Annotated in this window: 20 protein-coding genes; 19 read left to right on the top strand and 1 reads right to left on the bottom strand. The window is 36.2% G+C overall.

Translation table 11 applies throughout. The features are described 5' to 3' along the window. The first annotated feature begins 11 nt into the window (after nucleotides 1–11). From GMB29_RS22485 to GMB29_RS22445, 9 genes are all read left to right on the top strand, one after another. A complete protein-coding gene (locus GMB29_RS22485) occupies nucleotides 12–1,049 on the top strand; it encodes a zinc-dependent alcohol dehydrogenase (protein ID WP_136352680.1) in 1,038 nt (345 codons plus the stop codon). Nucleotides 1,050–1,087: 38 nt separating this feature from the next. After that, complete coding sequence (locus tag GMB29_RS22480) at nucleotides 1,088–2,107, top strand: zinc-dependent alcohol dehydrogenase (RefSeq protein ID WP_136352681.1); 1,020 nt, start codon at nucleotides 1,088–1,090, stop codon at nucleotides 2,105–2,107. An 85-nt stretch (nucleotides 2,108–2,192) separates the two neighbouring features. Then, nucleotides 2,193–2,921, top strand: coding sequence for a glucosamine-6-phosphate deaminase (nagB, locus tag GMB29_RS22475; protein WP_136352682.1), 729 nt, complete (start codon nucleotides 2,193–2,195; stop codon nucleotides 2,919–2,921). A 139-nt stretch (nucleotides 2,922–3,060) separates the two neighbouring features. Beyond that, nucleotides 3,061–4,017, top strand: a complete 957-nt coding sequence (locus GMB29_RS22470) for a phosphoglycerate dehydrogenase (RefSeq protein ID WP_136352683.1) — start codon at nucleotides 3,061–3,063, stop codon at nucleotides 4,015–4,017. After that, complete coding sequence (locus GMB29_RS22465) at nucleotides 4,014–5,024, top strand: phosphotriesterase family protein (protein WP_136352684.1); 1,011 nt, start codon at nucleotides 4,014–4,016, stop codon at nucleotides 5,022–5,024. Before GMB29_RS22470 ends, GMB29_RS22465 begins: the two co-directional genes overlap by 4 nt. A gap of 27 nt (nucleotides 5,025–5,051) precedes the next feature. After that, entirely contained in the window at nucleotides 5,052–5,993 is a 942-nt protein-coding gene (locus tag GMB29_RS22460) for a shikimate dehydrogenase family protein (protein WP_136352685.1), read from the top strand. A 54-nt stretch (nucleotides 5,994–6,047) separates the two neighbouring features. Further along, nucleotides 6,048–6,626, top strand: coding sequence for a glucose-6-phosphate isomerase (locus GMB29_RS22455; protein WP_136352686.1), 579 nt, complete (start codon nucleotides 6,048–6,050; stop codon nucleotides 6,624–6,626). Between the two features lie 12 nt (nucleotides 6,627–6,638). Next, nucleotides 6,639–7,301: a bifunctional 2-keto-4-hydroxyglutarate aldolase/2-keto-3-deoxy-6-phosphogluconate aldolase gene (locus GMB29_RS22450; RefSeq protein WP_136352687.1), complete on the top strand. Its 663-nt coding sequence runs from the start codon at nucleotides 6,639–6,641 to the stop codon at nucleotides 7,299–7,301. Between the two features lie 766 nt (nucleotides 7,302–8,067). Then, nucleotides 8,068–9,459: an amino acid permease gene (locus GMB29_RS22445; protein ID WP_136352688.1), complete on the top strand. Its 1,392-nt coding sequence runs from the start codon at nucleotides 8,068–8,070 to the stop codon at nucleotides 9,457–9,459. 185 nt (nucleotides 9,460–9,644) lie between these two features. On the opposite strand, the gene GMB29_RS22440 is transcribed toward GMB29_RS22445, so the two are convergent. Then, entirely contained in the window at nucleotides 9,645–10,469 is an 825-nt protein-coding gene (locus tag GMB29_RS22440) for an STAS domain-containing protein (protein ID WP_136352689.1), read from the bottom strand. Nucleotides 10,470–10,704: 235 nt separating this feature from the next. On the opposite strand from GMB29_RS22440, the gene GMB29_RS22435 reads away from it, so the two are divergent. The 10 genes from GMB29_RS22435 to GMB29_RS22390 all read left to right on the top strand — a co-directional run bounded on the left by GMB29_RS22435 (nucleotide 10,705) and on the right by GMB29_RS22390 (nucleotide 22,057). Continuing rightward, entirely contained in the window at nucleotides 10,705–11,415 is a 711-nt protein-coding gene (locus GMB29_RS22435; RefSeq protein WP_136352690.1) for a response regulator transcription factor, read from the top strand. Then, nucleotides 11,405–12,808: a sensor histidine kinase gene (locus GMB29_RS22430; RefSeq protein ID WP_136352777.1), complete on the top strand. Its 1,404-nt coding sequence runs from the start codon at nucleotides 11,405–11,407 to the stop codon at nucleotides 12,806–12,808. Before GMB29_RS22435 ends, GMB29_RS22430 begins: the two co-directional genes overlap by 11 nt. A 125-nt stretch (nucleotides 12,809–12,933) precedes the next feature. Further along, complete coding sequence (locus GMB29_RS22425) at nucleotides 12,934–13,833, top strand: foldase protein PrsA (RefSeq protein WP_136352691.1); 900 nt, start codon at nucleotides 12,934–12,936, stop codon at nucleotides 13,831–13,833. 551 nt (nucleotides 13,834–14,384) lie between these two features. Beyond that, the gene (locus tag GMB29_RS22420) at nucleotides 14,385–16,127 is read left to right on the top strand and encodes a sensor histidine kinase (RefSeq protein ID WP_136352692.1); all 1,743 of its coding nucleotides are present in this window, start codon (nucleotides 14,385–14,387) and stop codon (nucleotides 16,125–16,127) included. A gap of 2 nt (nucleotides 16,128–16,129) precedes the next feature. After that, entirely contained in the window at nucleotides 16,130–16,921 is a 792-nt protein-coding gene (locus GMB29_RS22415; RefSeq protein WP_136352693.1) for a response regulator transcription factor, read from the top strand. Between the two features lie 101 nt (nucleotides 16,922–17,022). Then, the gene (locus GMB29_RS22410; protein ID WP_136352694.1) at nucleotides 17,023–18,333 is read left to right on the top strand and encodes an extracellular solute-binding protein; all 1,311 of its coding nucleotides are present in this window, start codon (nucleotides 17,023–17,025) and stop codon (nucleotides 18,331–18,333) included. A 134-nt stretch (nucleotides 18,334–18,467) separates the two neighbouring features. After that, the gene (locus tag GMB29_RS22405) at nucleotides 18,468–19,343 is read left to right on the top strand and encodes a carbohydrate ABC transporter permease (protein ID WP_136352695.1); all 876 of its coding nucleotides are present in this window, start codon (nucleotides 18,468–18,470) and stop codon (nucleotides 19,341–19,343) included. A gap of 17 nt (nucleotides 19,344–19,360) precedes the next feature. Continuing rightward, the gene (locus GMB29_RS22400) at nucleotides 19,361–20,260 is read left to right on the top strand and encodes a carbohydrate ABC transporter permease (RefSeq protein ID WP_406600289.1); all 900 of its coding nucleotides are present in this window, start codon (nucleotides 19,361–19,363) and stop codon (nucleotides 20,258–20,260) included. A gap of 56 nt (nucleotides 20,261–20,316) precedes the next feature. After that, nucleotides 20,317–20,958 (top strand): YesL family protein, encoded by a 642-nt coding sequence (locus tag GMB29_RS22395; protein ID WP_227551410.1) that lies wholly within the window; start codon nucleotides 20,317–20,319, stop codon nucleotides 20,956–20,958. Between the two features lie 115 nt (nucleotides 20,959–21,073). Beyond that, nucleotides 21,074–22,057 carry an aldo/keto reductase gene (locus tag GMB29_RS22390; RefSeq protein ID WP_136352696.1) on the top strand — a complete coding sequence of 328 codons (984 nt, stop codon included), beginning with the start codon at nucleotides 21,074–21,076 and terminating at the stop codon, nucleotides 22,055–22,057. The last annotated feature ends 8 nt before the right edge of the window (nucleotides 22,058–22,065 follow it).

Genomic DNA, 22,065 nt, shown 5'->3' with positions numbered 1-22,065 from the left:
CGAAGAATTTCATGAAAACATTAGTAGTAAATTCTGATGGCCAATTAGTGATGAAAGAAATACCCATTCCAAAATACAATTCGAAACAAGCTTTGGTAAAAACCATTAGCTGTGGAATTTGTGGTACGGACGCAACTATTATCAAATCTGAATTCAAAGGTTTTCCTAGAGAAACATATCCCTTAATGCTTGGGCATGAAGGGGTAGGCCGAGTAGTTGAGATAGGATCTGAGGTAACAAGCTTTAAAGTCGGAGACATCGTTTTGCTTCCTTTTAACGATGAGGATGAAGAACAATACGGATCATTATTTTCAGCATGGGGAGCTTTTAGCGAGTACGGTGTTATCAATGATAAAGAAGCTTATGAGGAGGGCGAGATTCCTGATGTTGCCCATGCTCAGCAGATAGTACCTGATGATATTGATCCTGTAGATGCAACAGTTCTTGTCACATTAAGAGAAGTTTATAGTACGATTAGATACTTTGGTCTTAATCAAGATGATCGTATTGTCGTTTTCGGCAGCGGACCTGTTGCGGTTACATTTATCAAATTAATGAGTTTAATGGGAATCCAATCGATTGGAATTGCTAGAAGTAAGGAAAAGCAAGACATTCTTTTAGCGAACGGAGCAAGTGCAGCTTTTAATAGCAGAGAATCTGATATTAAGAAAGAGATCCGAGCGTTATACCCTAATGGAGTCAAGTTTGTTTTAGACGCTGTTGGGGCTGCAGAGATTATGAATCAAGCGATGGAATTGATCGAAGACCGAGGAGAAATCCTTTGTTATGGTGTACCAAAATACAATCACATGCAACTTGATTGGAGTAAAGCTCCCTACAATTGGAAGCTTAATTTCCAGCAAATGCCCTCGAAGCTTGAGGAAAGTGAGTCATATGGTCAGATTTTAACTTGGATCAGAGAAGGTAAGATTAACTTGAAGGACTTTATTTCAAATTACTATCCGTTTGAAAATATTTTGGATGCTTTTAAAGAGTATATGAATCATCAAATTTTAAAGAAAGCCATTATTACTTATCCATCATCGTGATGGGGATTAATTTTTCGACATATGAGGGGGATATGCAAATGCTTCAAGCGATTATGGTTGAGCCAGGTAAAATTGAATTTAATAATATACCAGTTCCAGAAGTAAAGCCTTACCAAATTAAGATCAAAATGAAGCGAATTGGAGTTTGCGGTTCCGATATCCATGTGAATCACGGCAAACATCCTTATACAAGTTATCCGGTAGTACAAGGTCATGAAGTTTCAGCAGAAGTTGTTGAGGTAGGCTCTGAAGTAATGAATGTAAAGATCGGAGATAAAGTGACCATCCAGCCCCAAGTAGTCTGCGGTGAATGTTATCCATGTACCCATGGATTATATAATGACTGCGAAGAACTGAAGGTTATGGGTTTCCAAACAACAGGAATGGCAAGCGAGTATTTTGTTGTTGATGCTAGTAAAGCATTAGCACTGCCTAATGAAATGAGTTTTGAGCACGGGGCAATGATCGAACCACTTGCTGTTGCCGTACATGCTGTAAGACGTGCTGGCGATGTAACGAATAAAAAGATCCTAGTACTAGGCGGAGGGCCAATTGGTAATCTCGTTGCCCAAACAGCTAAAGCAATGGGAGCAGAAGCAGTGCTCATATCAGAATTAAGTAAATATCGCTTAGAAGTGGCGGAAAAGTGTGGCATTAAGACGATTGATGCTAAAAATGAAGACTTATTGAAAGGCATCCTTGCGAATTTTGGTAAAGACCGAGCAGACATAATTTTTGAATGCATAGGAATCAACGTCACCATTGATCAAGCCATTAATTATGCCCGAAAAGGAAGTACCATCGTTGTTGTTGGCGTATTTGCAGACTTAGCAAACATCAACATGGGCTATGTGCAAGACCATGAACTATCCTTACTCGGCAGTGCTATGTATCGCGAAGAAGATTATATAAAAGCGATCGAACTTGTTAAGGAAGGTTTAATTGACTTTGATACGTTAATCACGCATCGAGTGAAATTTGAAGATTATGCGAAAGCATATGCTCTAATTGATGAACAGAAAGACTACGCAATGAAGGTTATGATCGAAATAGACTAATATTTTATCAATTGCACTGAAATAGCGTTGCCTATTACTGATACCTCAAAGCTCGGTATGAAATCAAAAGGAGGGAACGGTCACTATGAAACTAACAGTGTTTAAAAACGAAAAAGATATTGATCAGGCAGCAGCAGATAGTGTGATCGAGGTAATCAAATCAAACCCGGAGGCAACCATAGGTCTAGCGACTGGTCAAACTCCAGTTGGGCTCTATCAGAAGCTGGTTCAAGCCCATCAAAACGGGAAAGTTTCTTTTAAACAAGTTACGACATATAACATTGATGAATATGCTGGATTGGCAAAAGATCATCCGCAAAGCTTTTATGATTTTATGAAGACTCACTTGTTTTCCAAAGTCGATGTACCTGAAGAAAATATCCATATTCCTGATGGCGCTTCTTCGGACTTAGAGGCGGAGGCAGAACGTTACGAAGCCGAGCTCGAGAAGGCTGGGCAGCTAGATGTACAAATTTTGAGTATTGGGTTAAATGGTCACATTGGCTTTAATGAACCAGGACACACACTTCATGCAGAAACACATGTGGTAACCTTAACAGAAGACACTCGTGAAGTTAATTCGCAGGCCTTTTCATCTCTTGAAGATGTTCCTAAAAAAGCGATCACGATGGGGATAGGATCCATGATGAAGGCAAAAAAGATTGTTTTTATCGCAAAAGGCGAGGCAAAAGCATCTATCTTAAAGCAAGCTTTTAAAGGACCAATTGATCCATTAGTTCCAGGATCACTCTTACAGCTCCATCCTAATCTTGAAGTGTATTTGGATGAGAGTGCAGCCGAATATTTAAAGTAGAACAACATACAAAGAAATTATGTGATGAAACCTTGTGTCTGCTTATAAAGGAAAATAAAAATTTTTTAATCTATTATGTCACGACATAATTACATAGCAACAATAAACGGAGCAGAAACCTAAAGGGGGATGAGGATGTATGAAAGAAAAAATCTTAATCACGCCTAAATCTTTTAAAAACTTCAAAGAGAAGGCTCATAAACTGCTTCAGGATCAAGGTTACGAGATCATCGAAAATCATTTAGGCAGAACGTTGACGGAGGAAGAGATTATCGAGCTTGCTAATGATAATGTTGTCGGAATTATCATTGGTATCGATCCACTTCCAGCTAATGTTTTAGAACAATGCAAAAGCTTACGAGCTATCTCTAAATATGGGGTTGGCATGGATAATATTGACCTTAAAAGAGCAGATGAACTTGGAATTCTTATAAAAAACGCGGTAGGGACAAATTCAATTTCAGTTGCTGAGCATGCGATTGCTCTTATGTTCGCAGCTGCAAGACATTTACCGAGTATTGCTGCTGGGGTTAAAGCGTATGGATGGGAACGTAGCATTGGCTTCGAGTTAACGAATAAAAACCTTGGTCTCGTTGGTGGCGGACAAATTGGAAAAGAGGTTGCCAAGAGAGCGGTTGGACTTGGGATGAAGGTTGCAATCTATGATCCTTATTTTAATGATTTCGAATTCCTAGAAAAATATAATATCCAAACAATTGATGAGTTACCAGAACTATTAAAAGAATCCGATATCATCTCCCTTCACTTGCCGGCAACGGAAGAGACAAAAGGGCTAATCAATGTTGAAACATTAAAACTAATGAAGCCAACAGCCATCCTTATTAACACATCTCGGGGAGAACTTGTAGATGAAGCAGCGCTATATCATGCGCTTGCTAATCAGGAGATAGGTGTTGCGGCACAAGATGTGTACTCTTCTGAACCGCCAGAACAAGGAGATTTATTAGTAGCATTGCCAAACTTTATCTTAACACCACATATCGGTGCTTTTACCCATGAGGCTGTTGAACAAATGGCAATGGTTTCAACAGAAAATCTCATCAATATGCTAGCTCAAAAGGAAGTTGCAAAATGAAAAATGATTCAGATTATTTATCCGGGAAGGATCAAGCCTGTCACAAAGTCATTACAACGGTAACAGGATCAATAGCGTCGGAGGAAATCGGCTTTTGCCATAGTCATGAGCATTTATTTTTAAAAAAAGGACCTAGTGCGGTGATAGATTCTTCTTTGCAAATTGATGATTTTGATAAAACCATACAGGAACTGAATTTGTTTAAAGCGGTTGGTGGTACGACCATAGTGGATGCCCAGCCAATTGGCAGTGGCCGCCATAGTCAGTGGCTGATGGCTGCTTCCCAGCAAACAGGGATTCAGATCGTTGCTTCCACTGGGTTTCATAAATTAATGTTTTACCCTGAAAATCATTGGATTCGAAATGCTGATGCTGATACACTCACTGAATTATTTAGAGATGAATTGGAAAACGGGATGTATACAGATGGAGAAGAGGCATGGCCTGTAAAACAAATTGAAGCACGGGCAGGTATTATTAAGACGGCTGCAGATATCGAAGGTGTAGGAGGTCAATATTATCGGCTGTTCAAAGCAGCTTCACATGCAGCAATTGCTACTGGGGCACCGATCATGAGTCACACCGAACTCGGATTTGGGGCTCTTGACCAGATTAAGCTTTTTACAGATTTAGGCGTTGCTCCTAGTCAATTAATCATCTGCCATTTAGACCGAAAAATGGATAACGCTGATTATATGCTCCATGTTGCGAGCACGGGGGTTTATTTAGAACTCGATACCATCGGACGATTTAAATATCATTCGGATGATCAAGAAATAGATCTCATTACTAAGCTGATTGAAGCAGGTTATGAAAATCAACTTTTACTCGGACTGGATACCACCCGAAAGCGATTAAAAAGCTACGGTGGTGAACTTGGTTTGGATTATTTAGTAAAAAGTTTTTTACCTAAACTTGAGGATAGTGGTGTATCAAAAGACTTAATCCGAAAATTCATGCACGAAAATCCGGGAAAAGCATTTAGCAAACGTATTTTTACAACCTAAACAGATAAACGGAGAGGAGATATCCCTTTGAAATTACCAGAAAAAGCAACGCAGCCGACAATGTATTTTATCGGTGTAACGACCACGAAATCTTCCATTATGAAGCTTTTCCCTCTATGGGCGGAAGCGTTAGGACTAGAAAATGCAGTATTAAAAGGGATTGATATCGATATTCATGCGGATCCTCAAGTCTATCGGGATGTGGTGCAGTTTATCAAGGATGATGAATTATCATTAGGAGCTCTTGTAACAACCCATAAGATTGACCTTTATCATGCTGCGAAGGATCTCTTTGATTACTTTGACCCGTATGCAACGATGTTTGGTGAACTTTCTTCCATTTCCAAAAAGGATGGTCGGCTTGAAGGCTATGCAAAAGATCCAATTTCCAGCGGTTTAGCAATGGAAGCTTTTATTCCAGAAAACTATTGGAACAACCATGGTGGAGAATTGTTCATTATAGGAGCTGGAGGAAGCGCTATCGCAATTAGCTCTTACTTGTTAGATCGTAATAAGGGTAAAAACATCCCATCGCGAGTGGTGATTACAGACTTAAACAAAGAGCGTCTCGAGGAAATTAAACGTATTATTAGCGAAATTAATCCAGATGTCAATGTTGAATACCATTTAACACAAGAGCCAAGCCAAAACGATGCACTACTTACCCAGCTTAAACCGTATTCTTACATAATTAATGCGACCGGGTTAGGAAAAGATCGGCCTGGTTCTCCATTAACGGAGACGTGCATTTTCCCAAAAGATAGCTTTGTATGGGAATTGAATTATCGTGGTAAGCTGGATTTCTTTCATCAAGCTCTTCGTCAAAAAGAATCAAGAAATCTTTATATAGAAGATGGTTGGATTTACTTCATCCACGGCTGGACACAAGTTATTGCTGAAGTCTTCCATATCGATATAACAGGATCTGTTTTCGACAAAATTGAACAAATTTCAAATGAAACTAGATAAGTAATTTCGAAGAATGAAAAAGTATTGATAAAAACCAACAGAGGTGACTATAGGATGACTGAAAAAGTGTTAAAACCATTTACAATTGATTTTGATCTTATTACTGGCCACTCCGAAACAAAAAATTCAACAAAGCGACCACTTTCGAAAATGAAGGGTATGTATGCTGATGATGTTGCTTTTGAGTCTGCAGTACAAAACGATGATCAACTAGTTTATGAGTTTTATGAGCTCGACTTACCAGAAACACCAGGTAATCTATTATTTGGAACAAGTATCGTCTACCCTGGAAAAGTTGGCGATGAGTATTTTATGACGAAAGGCCACTTCCATACTATATTAGACACTGGTGAAGTGTACTATTGCCTAAGTGGTTATGGGGCAATGTTAATGGAAAATCCGGAAGGAGACTGGGATATACAATATTTCTCTCCAGGAAAAGGCGTCTATGTACCACCACGTTATGCGCACCGTAGCATCAATCTAGGCAATGATCCACTTGTGACCTTCTTTACATTCCGGGCAGATGCCGGTCACGACTACGGTACCATCGAAACAAAGGGATACAGAAAACTCGTTGTTGAAAGAGATGGAAAACCTGAAATCATTGATAATCCAAAATGGAAAGAATAAGGGGCATTGACAATGAGTAATAAATGGGAAGTTTTAGGGAGAATTAAGGAATCAGGATTAGTTGTTGTTGTTCGAGCAAACGATCCGGATGAAGCGAAAAAAATTACCGAAGCCTGCTTAAAAGGTGGAGCAGCTGCAATTGAAATTACCTACACTGTTCCAGGTGCTACCCAAGTCATCGAAGAGCTGGCGAAAGAATACCAAAACGAGATTATTATTGGGGCAGGAACCATATTAGATCCTGAAACAGCACGAATTGCACTGCTTTCAGGTGCCGAATATGTGGTCAGTCCTTATCTTAATGAAGAAACGATTAAACTGTGCAATCGATATCAAGTCCCTTGTATGCCAGGTGTAATGACTGTTGAAGGTGTCGTCAAAGCAATGGAACTAGGTGCAGACATTTTAAAAGTGTTCCCAGGCGAAGCCTTTGGACCAAATATTATCAAGGCAATTAAAGGTCCTCTACCTCAATCTAGCCTTATGCCAACAGGTGGTGTTAGCTTAGATAATGTAGGAAAATGGATTAAAGCAGGAGCTGTTGCAGTAGGTGCCGGAGGATCTCTCACTGCTAGTGCCAAAACGGGTGATTACAAAACTATTTCCTCATTAGCCGAACAGTTTGTCCAAAAAATAAAAGAGGCAAGATTAGAAAAAGCATTCTCGGGAAGTTAGATAGTAGAAAGATCAGCTTGCGAAAATGAATAAAGTGAAGCTAACAAATGGGCACGGGATCATTTTCCGTGTCTATTTGATTACCTTCTGATTATTATTTTCGGCACATAGTTCATGCCCTAAACTCGATGGCGAGAGAGTTAGTATAGTGGGATTAGAAGTAATTTATAACATCTCAATTGAATAACTAAATAACATATTTAGTTCTCATATTGATCAAAAAAAGAAGGTGCGTATAGCATATATTTAATGTAAGCATATGACACCTTTATCCGGTTACTTTGTTTAGAAAAAGGCTCATGAGTTACTGTGGAAATCAGTAGCAATACCATTTTTTTATATTTCAGCAGATGTTAAGCAACCGTTTTTATTGCCCAAATCCCCTTTACCTTTTCACAAAAATTATTATCGTGGCCACCATGATCGTAGTCCTCTATCAGTTTTCACAAGTTTTCCTTAAATTGTTTCCATAAAATTTAAACTATTCAATAATAATAAAAACACTATTTAAAAAATAAATATATGAATAAATAACTGTTTTCCTGAGAAATACAATTGTATTTCTCAGGAAAATTTATTATTATAATATAAGTTATTTAAGTGTGATAGATAATAAATGGAAGATGAAGAATCTTCCTAGCTATTAAAAATGTTTCATAAGCTTTTAGCTAGATAGCTAGCTTCATCATTTCCACACACAAATAGAGAGTGTATTAGTAGCTTGCTTGAAATTGCGTCTAGTAATAGTGAAAGAGGAGGGAACGGAGTGGAAAACAAAGAATTAAAGAGAGGTTTGGAAGCGCGCCATATCCAGATGATTGCTTTGGGAGGCACAATTGGAGTTGGCTTATTTATGGGTTCGGCTAGTACGATTCAATGGACAGGTCCGTCAGTACTGCTTGCTTATGTAATTGCAGGGATATTTATCTTTTTCATTATGCGGGCAATGGGGGAAATGCTGTATGTCGAACCAAGTACAGGATCATTTGCGTCATTTGGCCATAAGTATATTCATCCATTAGCAGGTTATATGACTGCATGGAGTAACTGGTTCCAGTGGGTTATCGTTGGTATGTCAGAAATTATTGCAGTTGGGACATACATGAAGTATTGGTTTCCGGATTTACCTGCTTGGATACCGGGAATCATTGCAATGGTGATTCTTGGTGCTGCGAACTTAATTTCTGTTAAATCGTTTGGTGAATTTGAATTCTGGTTTGCGATGATTAAAATCGTTACCATTTTATTGATGATTGTAGCGGGTGTTGGTCTTATTTTCTTCGGGTTTGGTAACGGAGGAAACGCAATTGGATTATCTAACCTTTGGGAAAATGGGGGCTTCTTTGCAGGTGGTTGGACTGGGTTCTTTTTTGCTCTATCACTGGTTATTGGAGCTTACCAAGGTGTCGAGTTAATCGGGATTACAGCTGGTGAAGCAAAAAATCCACAAAAAACGTTAACTAAGGCCATTCAGAGTATTATTTGGCGAATCTTAATCTTCTATATTGGAGCCATTTTTGTGATTGTTACAGTTTATCCTTGGGACCAATTAGATTCAATTGGTAGTCCGTTTGTTGCAACATTTGCGAAAGTTGGTATTACAGCAGCAGCTGGTATTATTAACTTTGTCGTCATTACAGCAGCAATGTCTGGTTGTAATAGTGGTATTTTCAGTGCAGGACGTATGCTCTATACATTGGGAATAAATGGACAAGCGCCAAAATTCTTTACGAAAGTCACTCGTAATGGTGTGCCGTTATACGGAACGTTTGGTGTACTAATTGGTTTGGTAGTTGGTGTTATTTTAAGTTATATTGCACCGGAAAATTTATTTGTGCATGTATACAGTGCTAGTGTACTACCTGGTATGATTCCATGGTTTGTAATTCTAATTAGTCAAATTCGTTTCAGAAAAATGAATGGAACTGTAATGAACAAACATCCATTTAAAATGCCTTTTGCTCCAGTCTCAAATTACTTAACGATTGCCTTTTTAATTATGGTATTAATTGGTATGTGGTTAAATGATGAAACACGTATTTCACTTATTGTAGGAATTTTTTTCCTAGGTATCGTTGTCATTAGTTTTTATGTTTTTGGAATAGGCAAGCGTGTTCCAGGAGATGCTCATTCAGATGGTGAAATGACTAACATATAATTCAGAATGATTGGTTTCGTATTTTAGGATTATTATTAAGTGTTTGTTTCGTCTAGTTTATCTCTAGTTATATTTCATTGAGGATTTCCTATAAAAAAATAAGGAATTACTTTAAGTGGCTTGGAAGAAGTAGTAACATTTGTATTGAAAGGGCCCCTTTAAATGGGGCTTTTAGCAGAAAAAAATTAATTTATAAAATATTCTTTTAATGCTTGTTGTAAAGTTCCTAATGTTTTCGTCTTTTTATAAAATGTTTGGCCTGAGTGGATCATTTTTCTAACAACTTCAGCTCTTAACCCTGTAATCACTGTGTTACAACCCATCATGGATGTGCCGTCAATGATTTTCATCAAATGATCAATGACGTCATTCGCCATATCGCTAATTCCAGATAAATCCACAATTAATGTTTGAATACGTAATCTCCCAATTTCTGTTAAAACTTTCTCCTCCAGAATGGCTGTTCGATATGAATCAACTGAACCAATCAACGGTAAAATACAAATAGTTGATGAGATAGGGATGATTGGAACTGAGAGATTTTCAACCAACTGTCTTTGTGCTGTTATTAATTTGTCCTTGTATGTAGAATAACTAATAAAAAAGGTATTTAAGAATTGATCGACGAGATTATTTATTTGTTGTTCCATTTCAAAAAAGTCTTTTAATTTCCTATTATCAGATAATTCGTTATACTTTTGTATAAAATTCCACAATGTTCTACGAATGGCTTGAACCCACTCCAACTTGAATGATAATGCAATGGAATGTGTTGCCCATGCTATACCTTCTTGTTTAGCAAAAGATCGAAGTTCTTGTTCATTACCATCTATAATATCAATAACCAGCTTTTGAGCATTATTTACCAAGTTAATATTGCCAATTCTTAAAATTTCATCAATTTTATCTTTTACATTAACTGCTTCATGTAATAGTGCATTTTTAAATTTTTCTTTATTTTGTTCGATGAATTCTTTTATTGAATATGAATTTTGAAAGCTAAGCCCCAATTTAGATTCCTCCCTTTATACTACCCCAAAATCCTAATACCCTATTCTGTGTTTTCTAAACCTATTATTTTTTAAAAAAGTTTTACAAGCCGTAATTCATACAGAAAGCTTAAATTAACAAGTCTTTTTTCATTCATAAGGTGTCTTAACTTTAGAAATTTGTAGATTGAATTAGAAAACGATAAAATTGATAAAAGAAAAGAAAGAACGTTCTAATTTAGGTGGTAGGTGGAAAATGAAAGTATTAGTCGTTGAAGATAATCCAAGTGTTTGTTCTATGATTGAAATGTTTTTTTCAAAAGAAGGAATTTCAGGTGAATTTGTTCACGATGGTTTAGAAGGCTATGAACGTTATAAAACGGATGAGTGGGACTTAATCATCCTCGACTGGATGCTGCCCGGGATAGATGGTGTTTCACTCTGTCGAAAAATCAGAGAAGAAAAAAGTTCGATTCCAATTATTATGCTGACTGCAAAAGATAGTGAGTCTGATCAAGTATTAGGACTTGAAATGGGTGCAGATGATTATGTCACAAAGCCATTTAGTCCGCTAGCTTTAATGGCAAGAATTAGGGCAGTTACTCGACGATATCAACTTATTGAACAAGATCAGCATGCTAATCATGCTGATCTTATTCAAACAGAAAACTTTAAAATCAGCAAATCAACTAGAGAAGTTTATTTAAAGGATAAAAAAATCTCTAATTTGACACCGAAGGAATTTGATTTGCTTTATTACTTTGTAAAAAATGCACGGCAAGTCTTTACTCGGGAACAATTGTTAGAGCAAGTTTGGGGTTATCAATTTTATGGTGATGAACGAACGGTTGATGTCCATATTAAACGATTAAGAAAAAAGGTTGAAACTCCAACACAACCTTTCTTCCATACTGTATGGGGAGTTGGCTATAAATTTGATGAATCGGTTGAAGGCAATGAGGATTAAGTACATTTATCAACAGTTTATTAGTCATATAAGTATTCTCATAATAGCATTTATCATATTAAGTCTATTATTTGCCCATTTTGTTGAAAACATGGTTTATGAAAATAAAGTAAAAGAACTAACCAAGTATGGGGAGAATATTTTAGAAGATTTTGATCGGGCAGGACAGGAATTCATTTTTACGCAATATCAACATGTACTGAATACTCAAAATATTTCTTTTAGTATCTTCGGTCAAAATGGTGTCATTGTATATCCAGTTGCTAATAACGCGACAAGAGCAAGACTTAGTGATGAGGATTGGAACAAACTCTCCAGAGGGGAAAAGATTATTACTAAGCATAATATTAAATGGGCTAACCAGGAAGTTTCATTGGTAGCAATACCTTATATAGGTAGAGGCGAGGTTATTGGCGGAATATTACTCATTTCCCCTATAAGCGGTTCACGGGAAATGATCAGTGAGGTCAATCAATATTTACTCTATACAGTTATTATCGCATTATCTGTTTCATTTTTACTGAGCTGGGTTCTCTCAAAAATTCATGTGAATCGAATACAAAAAATAAGAAAAGCGACATCGAAAATTGCTAATGGTGATTATGATGCTTATCTTCCAGTATCAAACTTTGATGAAATTGCCGAAATGTCAAATGATTTTAATGATATGATTGATCAATTAAAAGCACAAAATGAAGAAATAGATAGTCTTGAAAAGCGACGAAGACAATTTATTGCCGATGTATCACATGAACTTCGCACTCCATTAACGACAATTAGCGGTGTCATTGAAGGACTAAAAAACAATATGATTGAAGAGGACGAAAAAGAGAAAGGCATTCAGCTCGTTAGTCAAGAAACAAAGCGATTAATTCGACTTGTAAATGAGAACCTTGATTATGAGAGGATTCGATCGAATCAAGTTAAACTTGTTATCGAAAGAATTCAATTAAAAGAGGTATTGGAAGTCATTAAAGAACATTTATTGCTACAAGCTGAAGCAAAAAATATTCATCTAATTATTGATGTCGATGAAGATAGTATGGTTTTTGCTGATTACGATCGCCTGATCCAAATTTTAATTAACATTACAAAAAATAGTATTCAATTTACAAATGAAGGATCAGTTTTGCTGCGAGGAATTCAGGGAAGTGCAGCTACGATTATTGAAATTGAGGATACGGGAATTGGAATGGATAAGCAGGAAATTGAATCAATTTGGCGGAGATTTTATAAAGCTGATATATCAAGGACGAGTAACCAATTTGGTGAATTTGGGCTTGGTCTTTCCATTGTAAAACGTCTAGTTGAACTTCACAAAGGAGAAATTACGATTACAAGTGAACGAAATAGAGGCACTAAATTTACAATTACCATTCCTATTAAAGAATGAATAGGAATGATGATATCTGTTCCTTTTTTTATTTTTTACCGTTTGTTCATAGTTTATTCATATTTATTTGTTAAGATAGTTTTATAGAAACAGCAAGACAATAGAGATGATTAAGGAGACTTAGAATGATAGAAAAAGTATTTTCAAGTAAAAAAACTCTCGCAATTCTGGCCGCTCTTATTGTAGTGGTAATCGCAGTATTTATTTTTCTTACTACTCGGAGTGAAGCTGTAGCAAAAATAGGTAGTGAAAAAATTACAAAAGATGATTTATATACATTTTTCGTTGAGCAAAGTGGTGCATCTGCAGTAGATACACTTATCACAAAAAGTATTATTGAACAAGAGGTTGAAAAAGAAAAGGTTTCTGTGAATCAAGAAGAAATTGATGAAGAACTTCAAAAATTAATCGATTCCTATGGTGGACAAGACGTATTTGAACAAACATTAGCAAGTAGTGGTTTAACACAGGATCTTTTAGAAGAAGATATAAAAACAAATCTACAAATTGAAAAATTACTAGAATCAGAAATTAAAATTACTGATGAAGAAATGAAAACATACTTTGATGAAAATAAAGATACATTTGCACAAGCAGAGCAAGTAAAAGCAAGCCATATATTAGTAGAAGATGAAGCAAAGGCTAAAGAGGTAAAAGAAAAACTGGCTTCTGGCGAAGACTTTGCAGCATTAGCTAAAGAATATTCAACAGATACAGCATCAGCGGAATCAGGTGGGGACTTAGGATTCTTTAGTAAAGGGTCAATGGTTGCAGAATTTGAAGATAAAGCATTTTCTATGAAGGTTGATGAAATCAGTGATCCAGTTAAGTCGGAATTTGGATATCATATTATTAAAGTAACAGATAAGAAGGAAGCAAAAGAAGCAATCTATGAAGATAGTAAAGCTGAAATCAAAGGCGTTTTATTAGATGAAAAGGTTGCTGCTGAATATCCAACCTGGTTAGAAGATAAAAAAGAAGAGTACAAAATAAAAAATTATTTAAGTGAAAATGACAAAGAATAATAAGTTAGCAAGCGGATTCCTTAGGGGGTCCGCTTTTATTTGTAGTATTATGAGGATTTACAAAGAAGATAGATGGAGGTTAACTGCCTGTAAAGATCCGATAAGTCTCGCTATCCATCAGTGCGGGAAAAGTCCCCCCACACTGATGGAAGTCTCGCTTTATCCCATTCTAAACAGGCAGTAAAACCATCTGGCTTAAGATTAAAGGATTTGCAAAGAAGGTAGATGAAGGTTAACTGCCTGTAAAGATCCGATAAGTCTCGCTATCCATCAGTGCGGGAAAAGTTCCCCCACACTGATGGAAGTCTCGCTTTATCCCATTCTAAACAGGCAGTAAAACCATCTGGCTTAAGATTAAAGGATTTGCAAAGAAGTAGATGAAGGTTAACTGCCTGTAAAGATCCGATAAGTCTCGCTATCCATCAGTGCGGGAAAAGTCCCCCCACACTGATGGAAGTCTCGCTTTATTTGCATAGCTTGTCAAAGTATAATAAGGATACTGACGATAAAGACAAGAATATGTTTTTAAGAATGGGAGCTTAAAATTATCAATGATTCCAAGATTAAAAAAGTTAAATACTCTACGTAATCAAATTTTTGCTGTCTTTCTGTTTGTCATGATTATTGTTTTATCTATCGTTTCAATGATCGTATATAACCAGGTTGGTAACGTGATGAAAGAAAATGCAGCAAAGCAAATCCAACAAACGGCAATTGAAGCAAACGGGAGAATGGAAACGCTTTATAATCAAATTGATACATTATCGAATCAATTGGCGACAAATGGTACAGTTCAACAACTATTATTTAATATTGTAAATGGTGAGAGCATAGACTTTGCCAAAAGACAATCGCTTCTTAGAGTTATCAATAATATCCATGCATACTCAGATGGTATTTCATCTATTGAATTATATACTGCATCTGGTAATAGGGTTTATCCTTTTAACGATAATAAACTTTCAAATGTCATTGATGACGAATGGGTGAAAATGGCTGATCAAGAAAAAGGACGCTTAGTATGGGTAGGAAAGGACCAAAAGGATCAAAATTATTCATACGCAATTAGAAGGGTTAGTTTAATGGAACGTTGGTACTCAAATGGAGGGTATTTGGTCGTTCGAATTTATAATAGCTATTTTCAAGTAGATGATAATAGGATGAATAACGTAGAAAATGACTATATGATGCTGCTGGATCGAGATCTCTCTCCCATTACAACTGATTATGGAATTGATATTCAGAATTTTTTGTTAGAAAAAAAGAAAACGATTACAATTGATAAAAAAGAATATTTGATTGTAACAGAACAATCTAAACAAACAGGTTGGACACTTGTTATTTTAAAACCAACTAGTTTTCTTATGGAAAATGTTTCCACAGTACGGCCTGCCATTCTTTTTTCTGTAGCAATTGGCTTTTTCCTATTCTTTGTTTCTTCTATGTTTCTAGCAACGATCATTACTAGGCCGATAAAAAGACTAACAAATACGATGAAAAACGCAAAAATGGATGAATTAAAGAAGAATCCGGAAAGCATGTCATCATTAGAAATTATTGAATTAAATAAAACATACAATCAAATGGTAGACAACACAAATCACTTGATACAAGAGGTGTATGAAAAGGAAATACTTCGCAGCAGAACCGAGCTGAAAGCATTGCAAGCACAAATTAATCCCCATTTTCTTTACAATACCTTGAATGCTCTTTATTGGTCCTTAGAAGAAAAAGGGGAAGAAGAGTTAGCGGAGACTGTCATTGCGATGTCGGAGCTCTTTAGATATACGATTGGAAAGTCGAATAATGATGAATGGGTAACGATACAAGATGAGCTTGAGCATATTGAACGTTTTTTACAATTAATGAAAATGAGATTGGGTGACCGTCTGCAATGGGAGATCGTTGCTTTAAAAGAATTCGATTCTGTAAAGATACCTAAGTTAATGATTCAGCCATTAGTTGAGAATGCAATCTTACATGGAATTGAAAATAAAAGAAGGCAAGGCTTTGTTTCCATTATTGTTGAAAAAGCCCACCATTCTAGCAACATTACAATCAAAGTAAAAGATAATGGTATGGGAATTGAACATGAAACACTTAATAAGATTAATAGAGCAATAGAAAATGATTATGCCTCATCTATGAAAGGTATAGGGATGGCGCTGACAAATGTGAATAAAAGGCTTCAACTATATTATGACCAACATAACTTAAAAAATCTTTCTTTAATGAGTAAACAGGGCAATGGAACGATAGTAACATTTGAGATTCCGATTATAGGAGGGAATTAAAAATGGATTCAAAAACGATTCTGATTGTTGATGACGAGCAAACGACTCGGCAAGGTTTGCAAAAAACACTTGAAAAATGGTCTGGCGGCAAATATGACATTCTAAGTGCTGCAGACGGTCCTGAAGCTTATGAATTATTCAACAAAAACAAAATTCACTTATTAATCTCCGACGTCTCAATGCCAGAAATGGATGGTTTAAAGCTATTAAGTAAAATAAAAGAGAATGGTTATAAGCCTGTTGTAATCATTGTTTCAGGCTATCCGGATTTCAATTATGCCCAAGAAGCGATTCGTCTTGGTGTAATAAATTACTTGTTAAAGCCTTTAAGTAAGCAGAAACTGATTGAGGCAGTCGAGCATGCTTTAAAAACTGAAGCTAGCCTTGAGCGGACAAGCTATTTGGAAAAGGTCGCAGATGATAAACTCATAAATGTTGATACAAATCATGATCATTCTAATTCTGCTATTAAAGAAGCAATAGATTTTATTAATAATAATATTGAAAAACCGATCACTCTAAAGGAAGTAGCAAATACTGTCCATTTAAATGCAAGCTACTTCAGTGTATTGTTTAAAGAACATACGCGTTTGACATTTAGTGAATTTTTAACGAGAAAAAGACTGCAAATTGCAAAAACACTATTGTTGACAACGAATTTACAGATAGAAGAAATTTCCTTCAAGGTAGGGTATCAAACGGCTAAATATTTCATTAAGATTTTTAAAGATTATGAAGGTGTTACTCCAAGTAAATTTCGAAAGATTTCTGAGCTTGAGGATGCTTCTACCTAAAAATAATGGAATTTTCCCCAATCGCGGTAACCTTACCGCGATTTTATCGTCATGCTAAAATTCTAATTGTAAGAGAAATAATAATTACAGGGGGTTATAACATGTTTAAGAAAGCGCATACATTATTATTTGTGCTCATTCTTCTACTGACTGCAGCTCTTGCTGGATGTAGCGGCTCTAATCAGGTTGATGGTGAGGGTGATTCAAAGAAAACAATCAAGTTTATGCATCTTTGGCCGGCTGGAAGCTCAAAGCAACAAAATTTGATTGTATCAGATATCATCAAACAATATGAAGCAGAGCATAAGGATGTAAAGATTGAAGTTGAAGTTCTAGAAAATGAACAATATAAGAACAAAATAAAAGTTCTTTCTTCTTCTAATGAACTTCCGGATGTTGGGTTTACTTGGGCTGCTGGATATATGACGCCATTCGTAAAAGGAAAACTTTTTGCAGAACTAGATGATGTCCTTAATGATGGCTTGAAAGATTCCTTTGTAAGCGGAACTACAGAAGCATATGCTTTTGAGGGAAAAACATATGGACTTCCTCTCGAATTGAACATTGCTCCTATTTATTACAATAAAGAGATTTTTGAAAAATATAATCTAGAAGTACCGCAAACATACAGCGAATTCCAAAATGTAGTGAAAACACTAGCTAGTGAAGGTGTTGCACCAATCGCACTTGGCAACAAAGATCGCTGGACAGGTTCATTATGGTATATGTACTTAGCAGATCGCATCGGCGGTGCTGAAGTTCTTAACAAAGCAATTGACCGAACAGGATCATTTGAAGATCCAGCGCTTGTATCAGCAGCTGAAGAAATTCAAAACCTTGTAAATGAAAACGCTTTTAATAAAGGTTTTAACGGAGTATCGAATGACGAAGGAAAATCAGAATTCTTAAATGGTAAAGCTGCAATGTACTTAATGGGTACATGGGAACTTCCTAACTTTACAACGAATGAAGATATTCCAAAAGAATTCCGTGATAACGTTGGTTACTTTAAATTCCCTACAGTTGACGGTGGTAAAGGAGACATTGATAGCTGGGTTGGCGGACCTGGAGTTGGTTTATTCGTAGCAGAAAATTCAGAAGTAAAAGCTGAATCAAAAGAATTTGTGAAATTCTTTGTAGAAAAATGGGGCGAGCAATCGGTAGAAAAAGCAGGGGTTCTTCCAGCAACGAAAGTTGATACAGAAAAAGTAGAATTGCCGCAGCTTTATATTGATGTATTGAATGATTTAAATAATGCTAGCAATTTAACATTATTTGCAGATGTACAAATGAGTGCTTCTGTTGCTGAAACACATTTAAACTTAATCCAATCATTATATGGCAATGAAGTAAAACCAAAAGATTTTGCAAAACAGCACGAAGATGCACTGAAGGCTGAAGAAGGAAACTAATCTAATGAATGTAAACTGATCATATTGTAAAAAGCGCCTATGAGCTGAAATAGATGTCATTCATAGAGTGTTAACTTGGACTATTTAAGGTCTAGGCGCTTTTAGGTTTTCTTTCGGGAAGGAGTTGAATTATTTTGAATAAAGTCATGTCAGATAAAAAGGTAATTGCTCTCTATATAACACCAGCTCTTTTTCTAATCCTTGCATTGATTTACGTTCCAATTGTACAAACAGGATATTATGGCTTGATGAAATGGAATGGGATTGGTGAGATGGAATTCATCGGCTTAAAGAATTATTCCCAACTAATCAATGACCCTCTATTTTGGAAAAGCGCCCTCCATTCCTTTTTGTTAGCACTCTTTTCTGCACTAAGCTTGATCGGTTATTTATTCATCTCTATTATTTTAGCCGGCAAGATAAAGGGTGCGGATTTGCTCAGAAAGATTTATTTAATTCCAATGCTTCTTGCATCAGTTGCAATTGCTCAACTATGGCTGAAAATATATCATCCTACGAACGGAATTATTAACAGTATGCTTCTTGCTATTGGCGTCGATAATACACCAGCATGGCTCGCAGAACCTAACATAGCACTATATGCGATTATCGTACCAATAATTTGGCAATATGCGGGTTTTTACATTTTGATTTATTATGCTGCCTTAAAGAACATTCCGGAATCACTCATTGAAGCGGCGAGAATCGATGGAGCATCACCATTCCAAATTGCTTTAAAAATAAAACTTCCATTAATCATGAATGTCATCAAAGTGACAATTGTTTTAGCAGTTGTTGGATCACTTAAATACTTTGACTTAATTTATGTCATGACTGGCGGAGGACCGAATGGAGCAAGTGAGGTTATGGCTTCTTACATGTATCAAAAGGCATTTAAGGGGTTTGATTTTGGGTATGCAAGTGCAATTGGTTTCTTCTTATTAATTATTTGTCTAATTGTTACTTATCTCATTCGTAAACTTACAGAAACGAAAAATGATATTTATTAAAAGAAGGGGGGATTTTAGTGGATACAGTAAAAGCTACAGGCTCTCCGGTCAAGATCAGGAAGCAGAAAACAAATTTAGCGACAAATTCACTGCTTAGTCGAAGTGCATATACGATTATGTATGTTTTTTTAATCATCGTAGCCGTTTTTCAACTTTTTCCGATTGTCTGGCTATTTCTATTTTCACTGAAAAATAATCAGGAAGTTTTCAATATGTCTCCCTTTTCCTTACCTGAAACTCCCCGGTGGGAAAATTACGCAAAGGTTTGGACAGAAGGGAACATTAGTCAGTATTTTTTAAATAGTGTAGTTTATACTGTTGCTGCAGTAGTATTGACGGTTTTACTTGCAAGTTTCGTAACATTTGCACTTACGAGAATGAATTGGAAGGGGAGTAAATTAGTATTGGGATTATTTATGGTAGGTTTAATGATCCCTGTCCATTCAACACTAATTCCTTTATTTAGTACATTTACATCCATTAACCTGATTGATAATCCTCTTTCTATTATTTTAACGTATACGGCATTCAACTTGCCGATTACAATTATGATTTTATTAGGGTTTTATGAAGCCCTTCCTCGTGAAGTGGAAGAAGCAGCAGTTATGGATGGAGCATCCATTAATCGTATCTTTTTTCAAATTACTCTGCCGATGACATCGCCGGTAATTGCAACAGCTGCCATTATTAACATGATCTACAACTGGAATGAATTCGTTTTTGTAAATACGTTTATCAGTTCAGATGTATATAAAACACTAACTGTTGGGATTCAAAATTTTATTGGTCAGTACACAACAGATTGGGGAGCAATTGGTGCAACCCTTGTCATAAGTATCCTGCCAATCCTAATTGCATTCTTTGTCTTGAGTAATCGTATTGTTGAAGGAATTGCAGCGGGTTCAGTAAAAGGGTAATGAAAAAATAGAATAATAGACAACAAGAATGAAATAGTCATAGGGGGTGGTCAACAATGCTTTTTGAAAAAGCCATGGGCAAGCTATTTACTCTATGTGAATGGGTGATGAAACTAGCCTACCTAAATATTTTGTGGTTCCTATTTTCGTTAGCAGGACTGCTTGTATTGGGAATGATGCCGGCAACAATAGCCCTTTTTTCAATCGTACGAAAATGGCAGCGGAAAGAGACTGATTTCCCAATATGGAGAACATTTCTTTCCATATATCGGGAGGAATTCAAAAAATCAAATCGGCTGGGTTGGTGTCTCATCGCAAGTGGAGTATTTATCACTTTTGATTTTCTTCTCATAAGAACAGTTCATGGTACCCTTCAGTTAGCATTGATCGTACCATTAATCATGATTACTGTTTTTTATATCATTACGTTGTTATATATCTTCCCTGTGTATGTTCATTACGATTTGAAAATGATTGCTTATATAAAAAATGCTTTTTTCCTAGGCATTCTTAATTTTCATATCACGCTTATAATGTTAGCTGGTCTTGCGGCAGTTAGTTACTTGATTTTACTTCAGCCAGGTTTCATTCCTTTTTTTAGTATTGTATCTTTTGCTTGGGTTTTAATGCTTGGGGGAAATTACTGTTTTAACCGTATTGAAGCACGAAAAAGGAAAGTAAGAAAATCATATATTTAAAAGATTTTATGGATAGATTCATTGTGATATCCGTTCAATAAAATCTGTAGAACAATTTGAGCTTTCTAAAAAAGTCTATCAATAGACAAAAAAATTTAGAGGGGAGAGGAAAAGTTTGAATTATCGTGAACTTGGAAACACAGGGATAAAAGTAAGTGAAGTTAGCTTTGGAACTTGGGCAATAGGCGGAGCATGGGGCAAAACAAATGACACGGAGTCATTAAGAGCTTTAGAATACGCTATTGACCAAGGTGTAAACTTTTTTGATACGGCGGATGTCTATGGAGATGGTCATAGTGAAGAATTACTGGCAAAAGCGACGAAAGGCCGTGAAGACCATATAGGAATTGCAACAAAGTTTTGTCGTAAAGGAGATATTTTTGATCCGGAAAATTATTCATATGAAATGGTGCGGACGTACTGTGAAGACAGTCTTCGTCGTTTGAAAAGAGAAGCCATTGATTTATATCAAGTACATTGTCCTACTACTGATATTTTAAAGGATGGTCAAGTATTTGAAGTTCTTGATCGTCTAAAGGAGGAAGGGAAAATTCGTCATTATGGCGTTAGTGTAGAAACAGTAGAGGAAGGATTACTTTGCTTAGAAAATCCAAATGTTAAAAGTCTGCAAGTTATTTTTAACATTTTCCGTCAGAAGCCTTTAGAGGTGTTGCTCCCTGAAGCGAAAAAAAGAGGAGTTGGCATTCTTGTCCGTTTACCGTTAGCAAGCGGACTGTTGACTGGAAAATATACAATTGATCATGTGTTCGAAGAGGATGATCATCGAAACTTCAACGAAGAAGGAAAGTCATTTAACATTGGAGAAACGTTTGCTGGTCTTGGATTCAAAAAAGGTGTGGAATTATCTAATCAGCTTAAATGGATTGCAGAAGGCAGACATTCAATGGCCAGTGCAGCACTTCGCTGGATCCTGGATCAAAAGGAAATCACATGTATTATTCCTGGTTTCAAGAATCAAAAGCAAGTGGCAGACAACCTTGACGCCATTCATACAAAACCTTTCTCCCTTGAAGAAATGAAAATGCTTGAAAACTTTTATCATGAAAAAGTAAAGGAATATATTAAAGGGCCATACTAACAATCATA

This window comes from Metabacillus sediminilitoris (genome assembly GCF_009720625.1).
GTDB classification, from domain to species: domain Bacteria; phylum Bacillota; class Bacilli; order Bacillales; family Bacillaceae; genus Metabacillus; species Metabacillus sediminilitoris.
Note: the sequence above shows the minus strand (reverse complement) of the source record. Positions and strands in the feature narration are given on the sequence as shown.

Excerpts from the sequence above, each read along its gene's own strand:
- GMB29_RS22485 (WP_136352680.1), top strand. The coding sequence starts at position 12 with ATGAAAACATTAGTAGTAAATTCTGATGGCCAATTAGTGATGAAAGAA.
- GMB29_RS22480 (WP_136352681.1), top strand. The coding sequence starts at position 1,088 with ATGCTTCAAGCGATTATGGTTGAGCCAGGTAAAATTGAATTTAATAAT.
- nagB (WP_136352682.1), top strand. The coding sequence starts at position 2,193 with ATGAAACTAACAGTGTTTAAAAACGAAAAAGATATTGATCAGGCAGCA.
- GMB29_RS22470 (WP_136352683.1), top strand. The coding sequence starts at position 3,061 with ATGAAAGAAAAAATCTTAATCACGCCTAAATCTTTTAAAAACTTCAAA.
- GMB29_RS22465 (WP_136352684.1), top strand. The coding sequence starts at position 4,014 with ATGAAAAATGATTCAGATTATTTATCCGGGAAGGATCAAGCCTGTCAC.
- GMB29_RS22455 (WP_136352686.1), top strand. The coding sequence starts at position 6,048 with ATGACTGAAAAAGTGTTAAAACCATTTACAATTGATTTTGATCTTATT.
- GMB29_RS22450 (WP_136352687.1), top strand. The coding sequence starts at position 6,639 with ATGAGTAATAAATGGGAAGTTTTAGGGAGAATTAAGGAATCAGGATTA.
- GMB29_RS22435 (WP_136352690.1), top strand. The coding sequence starts at position 10,705 with ATGAAAGTATTAGTCGTTGAAGATAATCCAAGTGTTTGTTCTATGATT.
- GMB29_RS22430 (WP_136352777.1), top strand. The coding sequence starts at position 11,405 with ATGAGGATTAAGTACATTTATCAACAGTTTATTAGTCATATAAGTATT.
- GMB29_RS22425 (WP_136352691.1), top strand. The coding sequence starts at position 12,934 with ATGATAGAAAAAGTATTTTCAAGTAAAAAAACTCTCGCAATTCTGGCC.
- GMB29_RS22420 (WP_136352692.1), top strand. The coding sequence starts at position 14,385 with ATGATTCCAAGATTAAAAAAGTTAAATACTCTACGTAATCAAATTTTT.
- GMB29_RS22415 (WP_136352693.1), top strand. The coding sequence starts at position 16,130 with ATGGATTCAAAAACGATTCTGATTGTTGATGACGAGCAAACGACTCGG.
- GMB29_RS22410 (WP_136352694.1), top strand. The coding sequence starts at position 17,023 with ATGTTTAAGAAAGCGCATACATTATTATTTGTGCTCATTCTTCTACTG.
- GMB29_RS22395 (WP_227551410.1), top strand. The coding sequence starts at position 20,317 with ATGCTTTTTGAAAAAGCCATGGGCAAGCTATTTACTCTATGTGAATGG.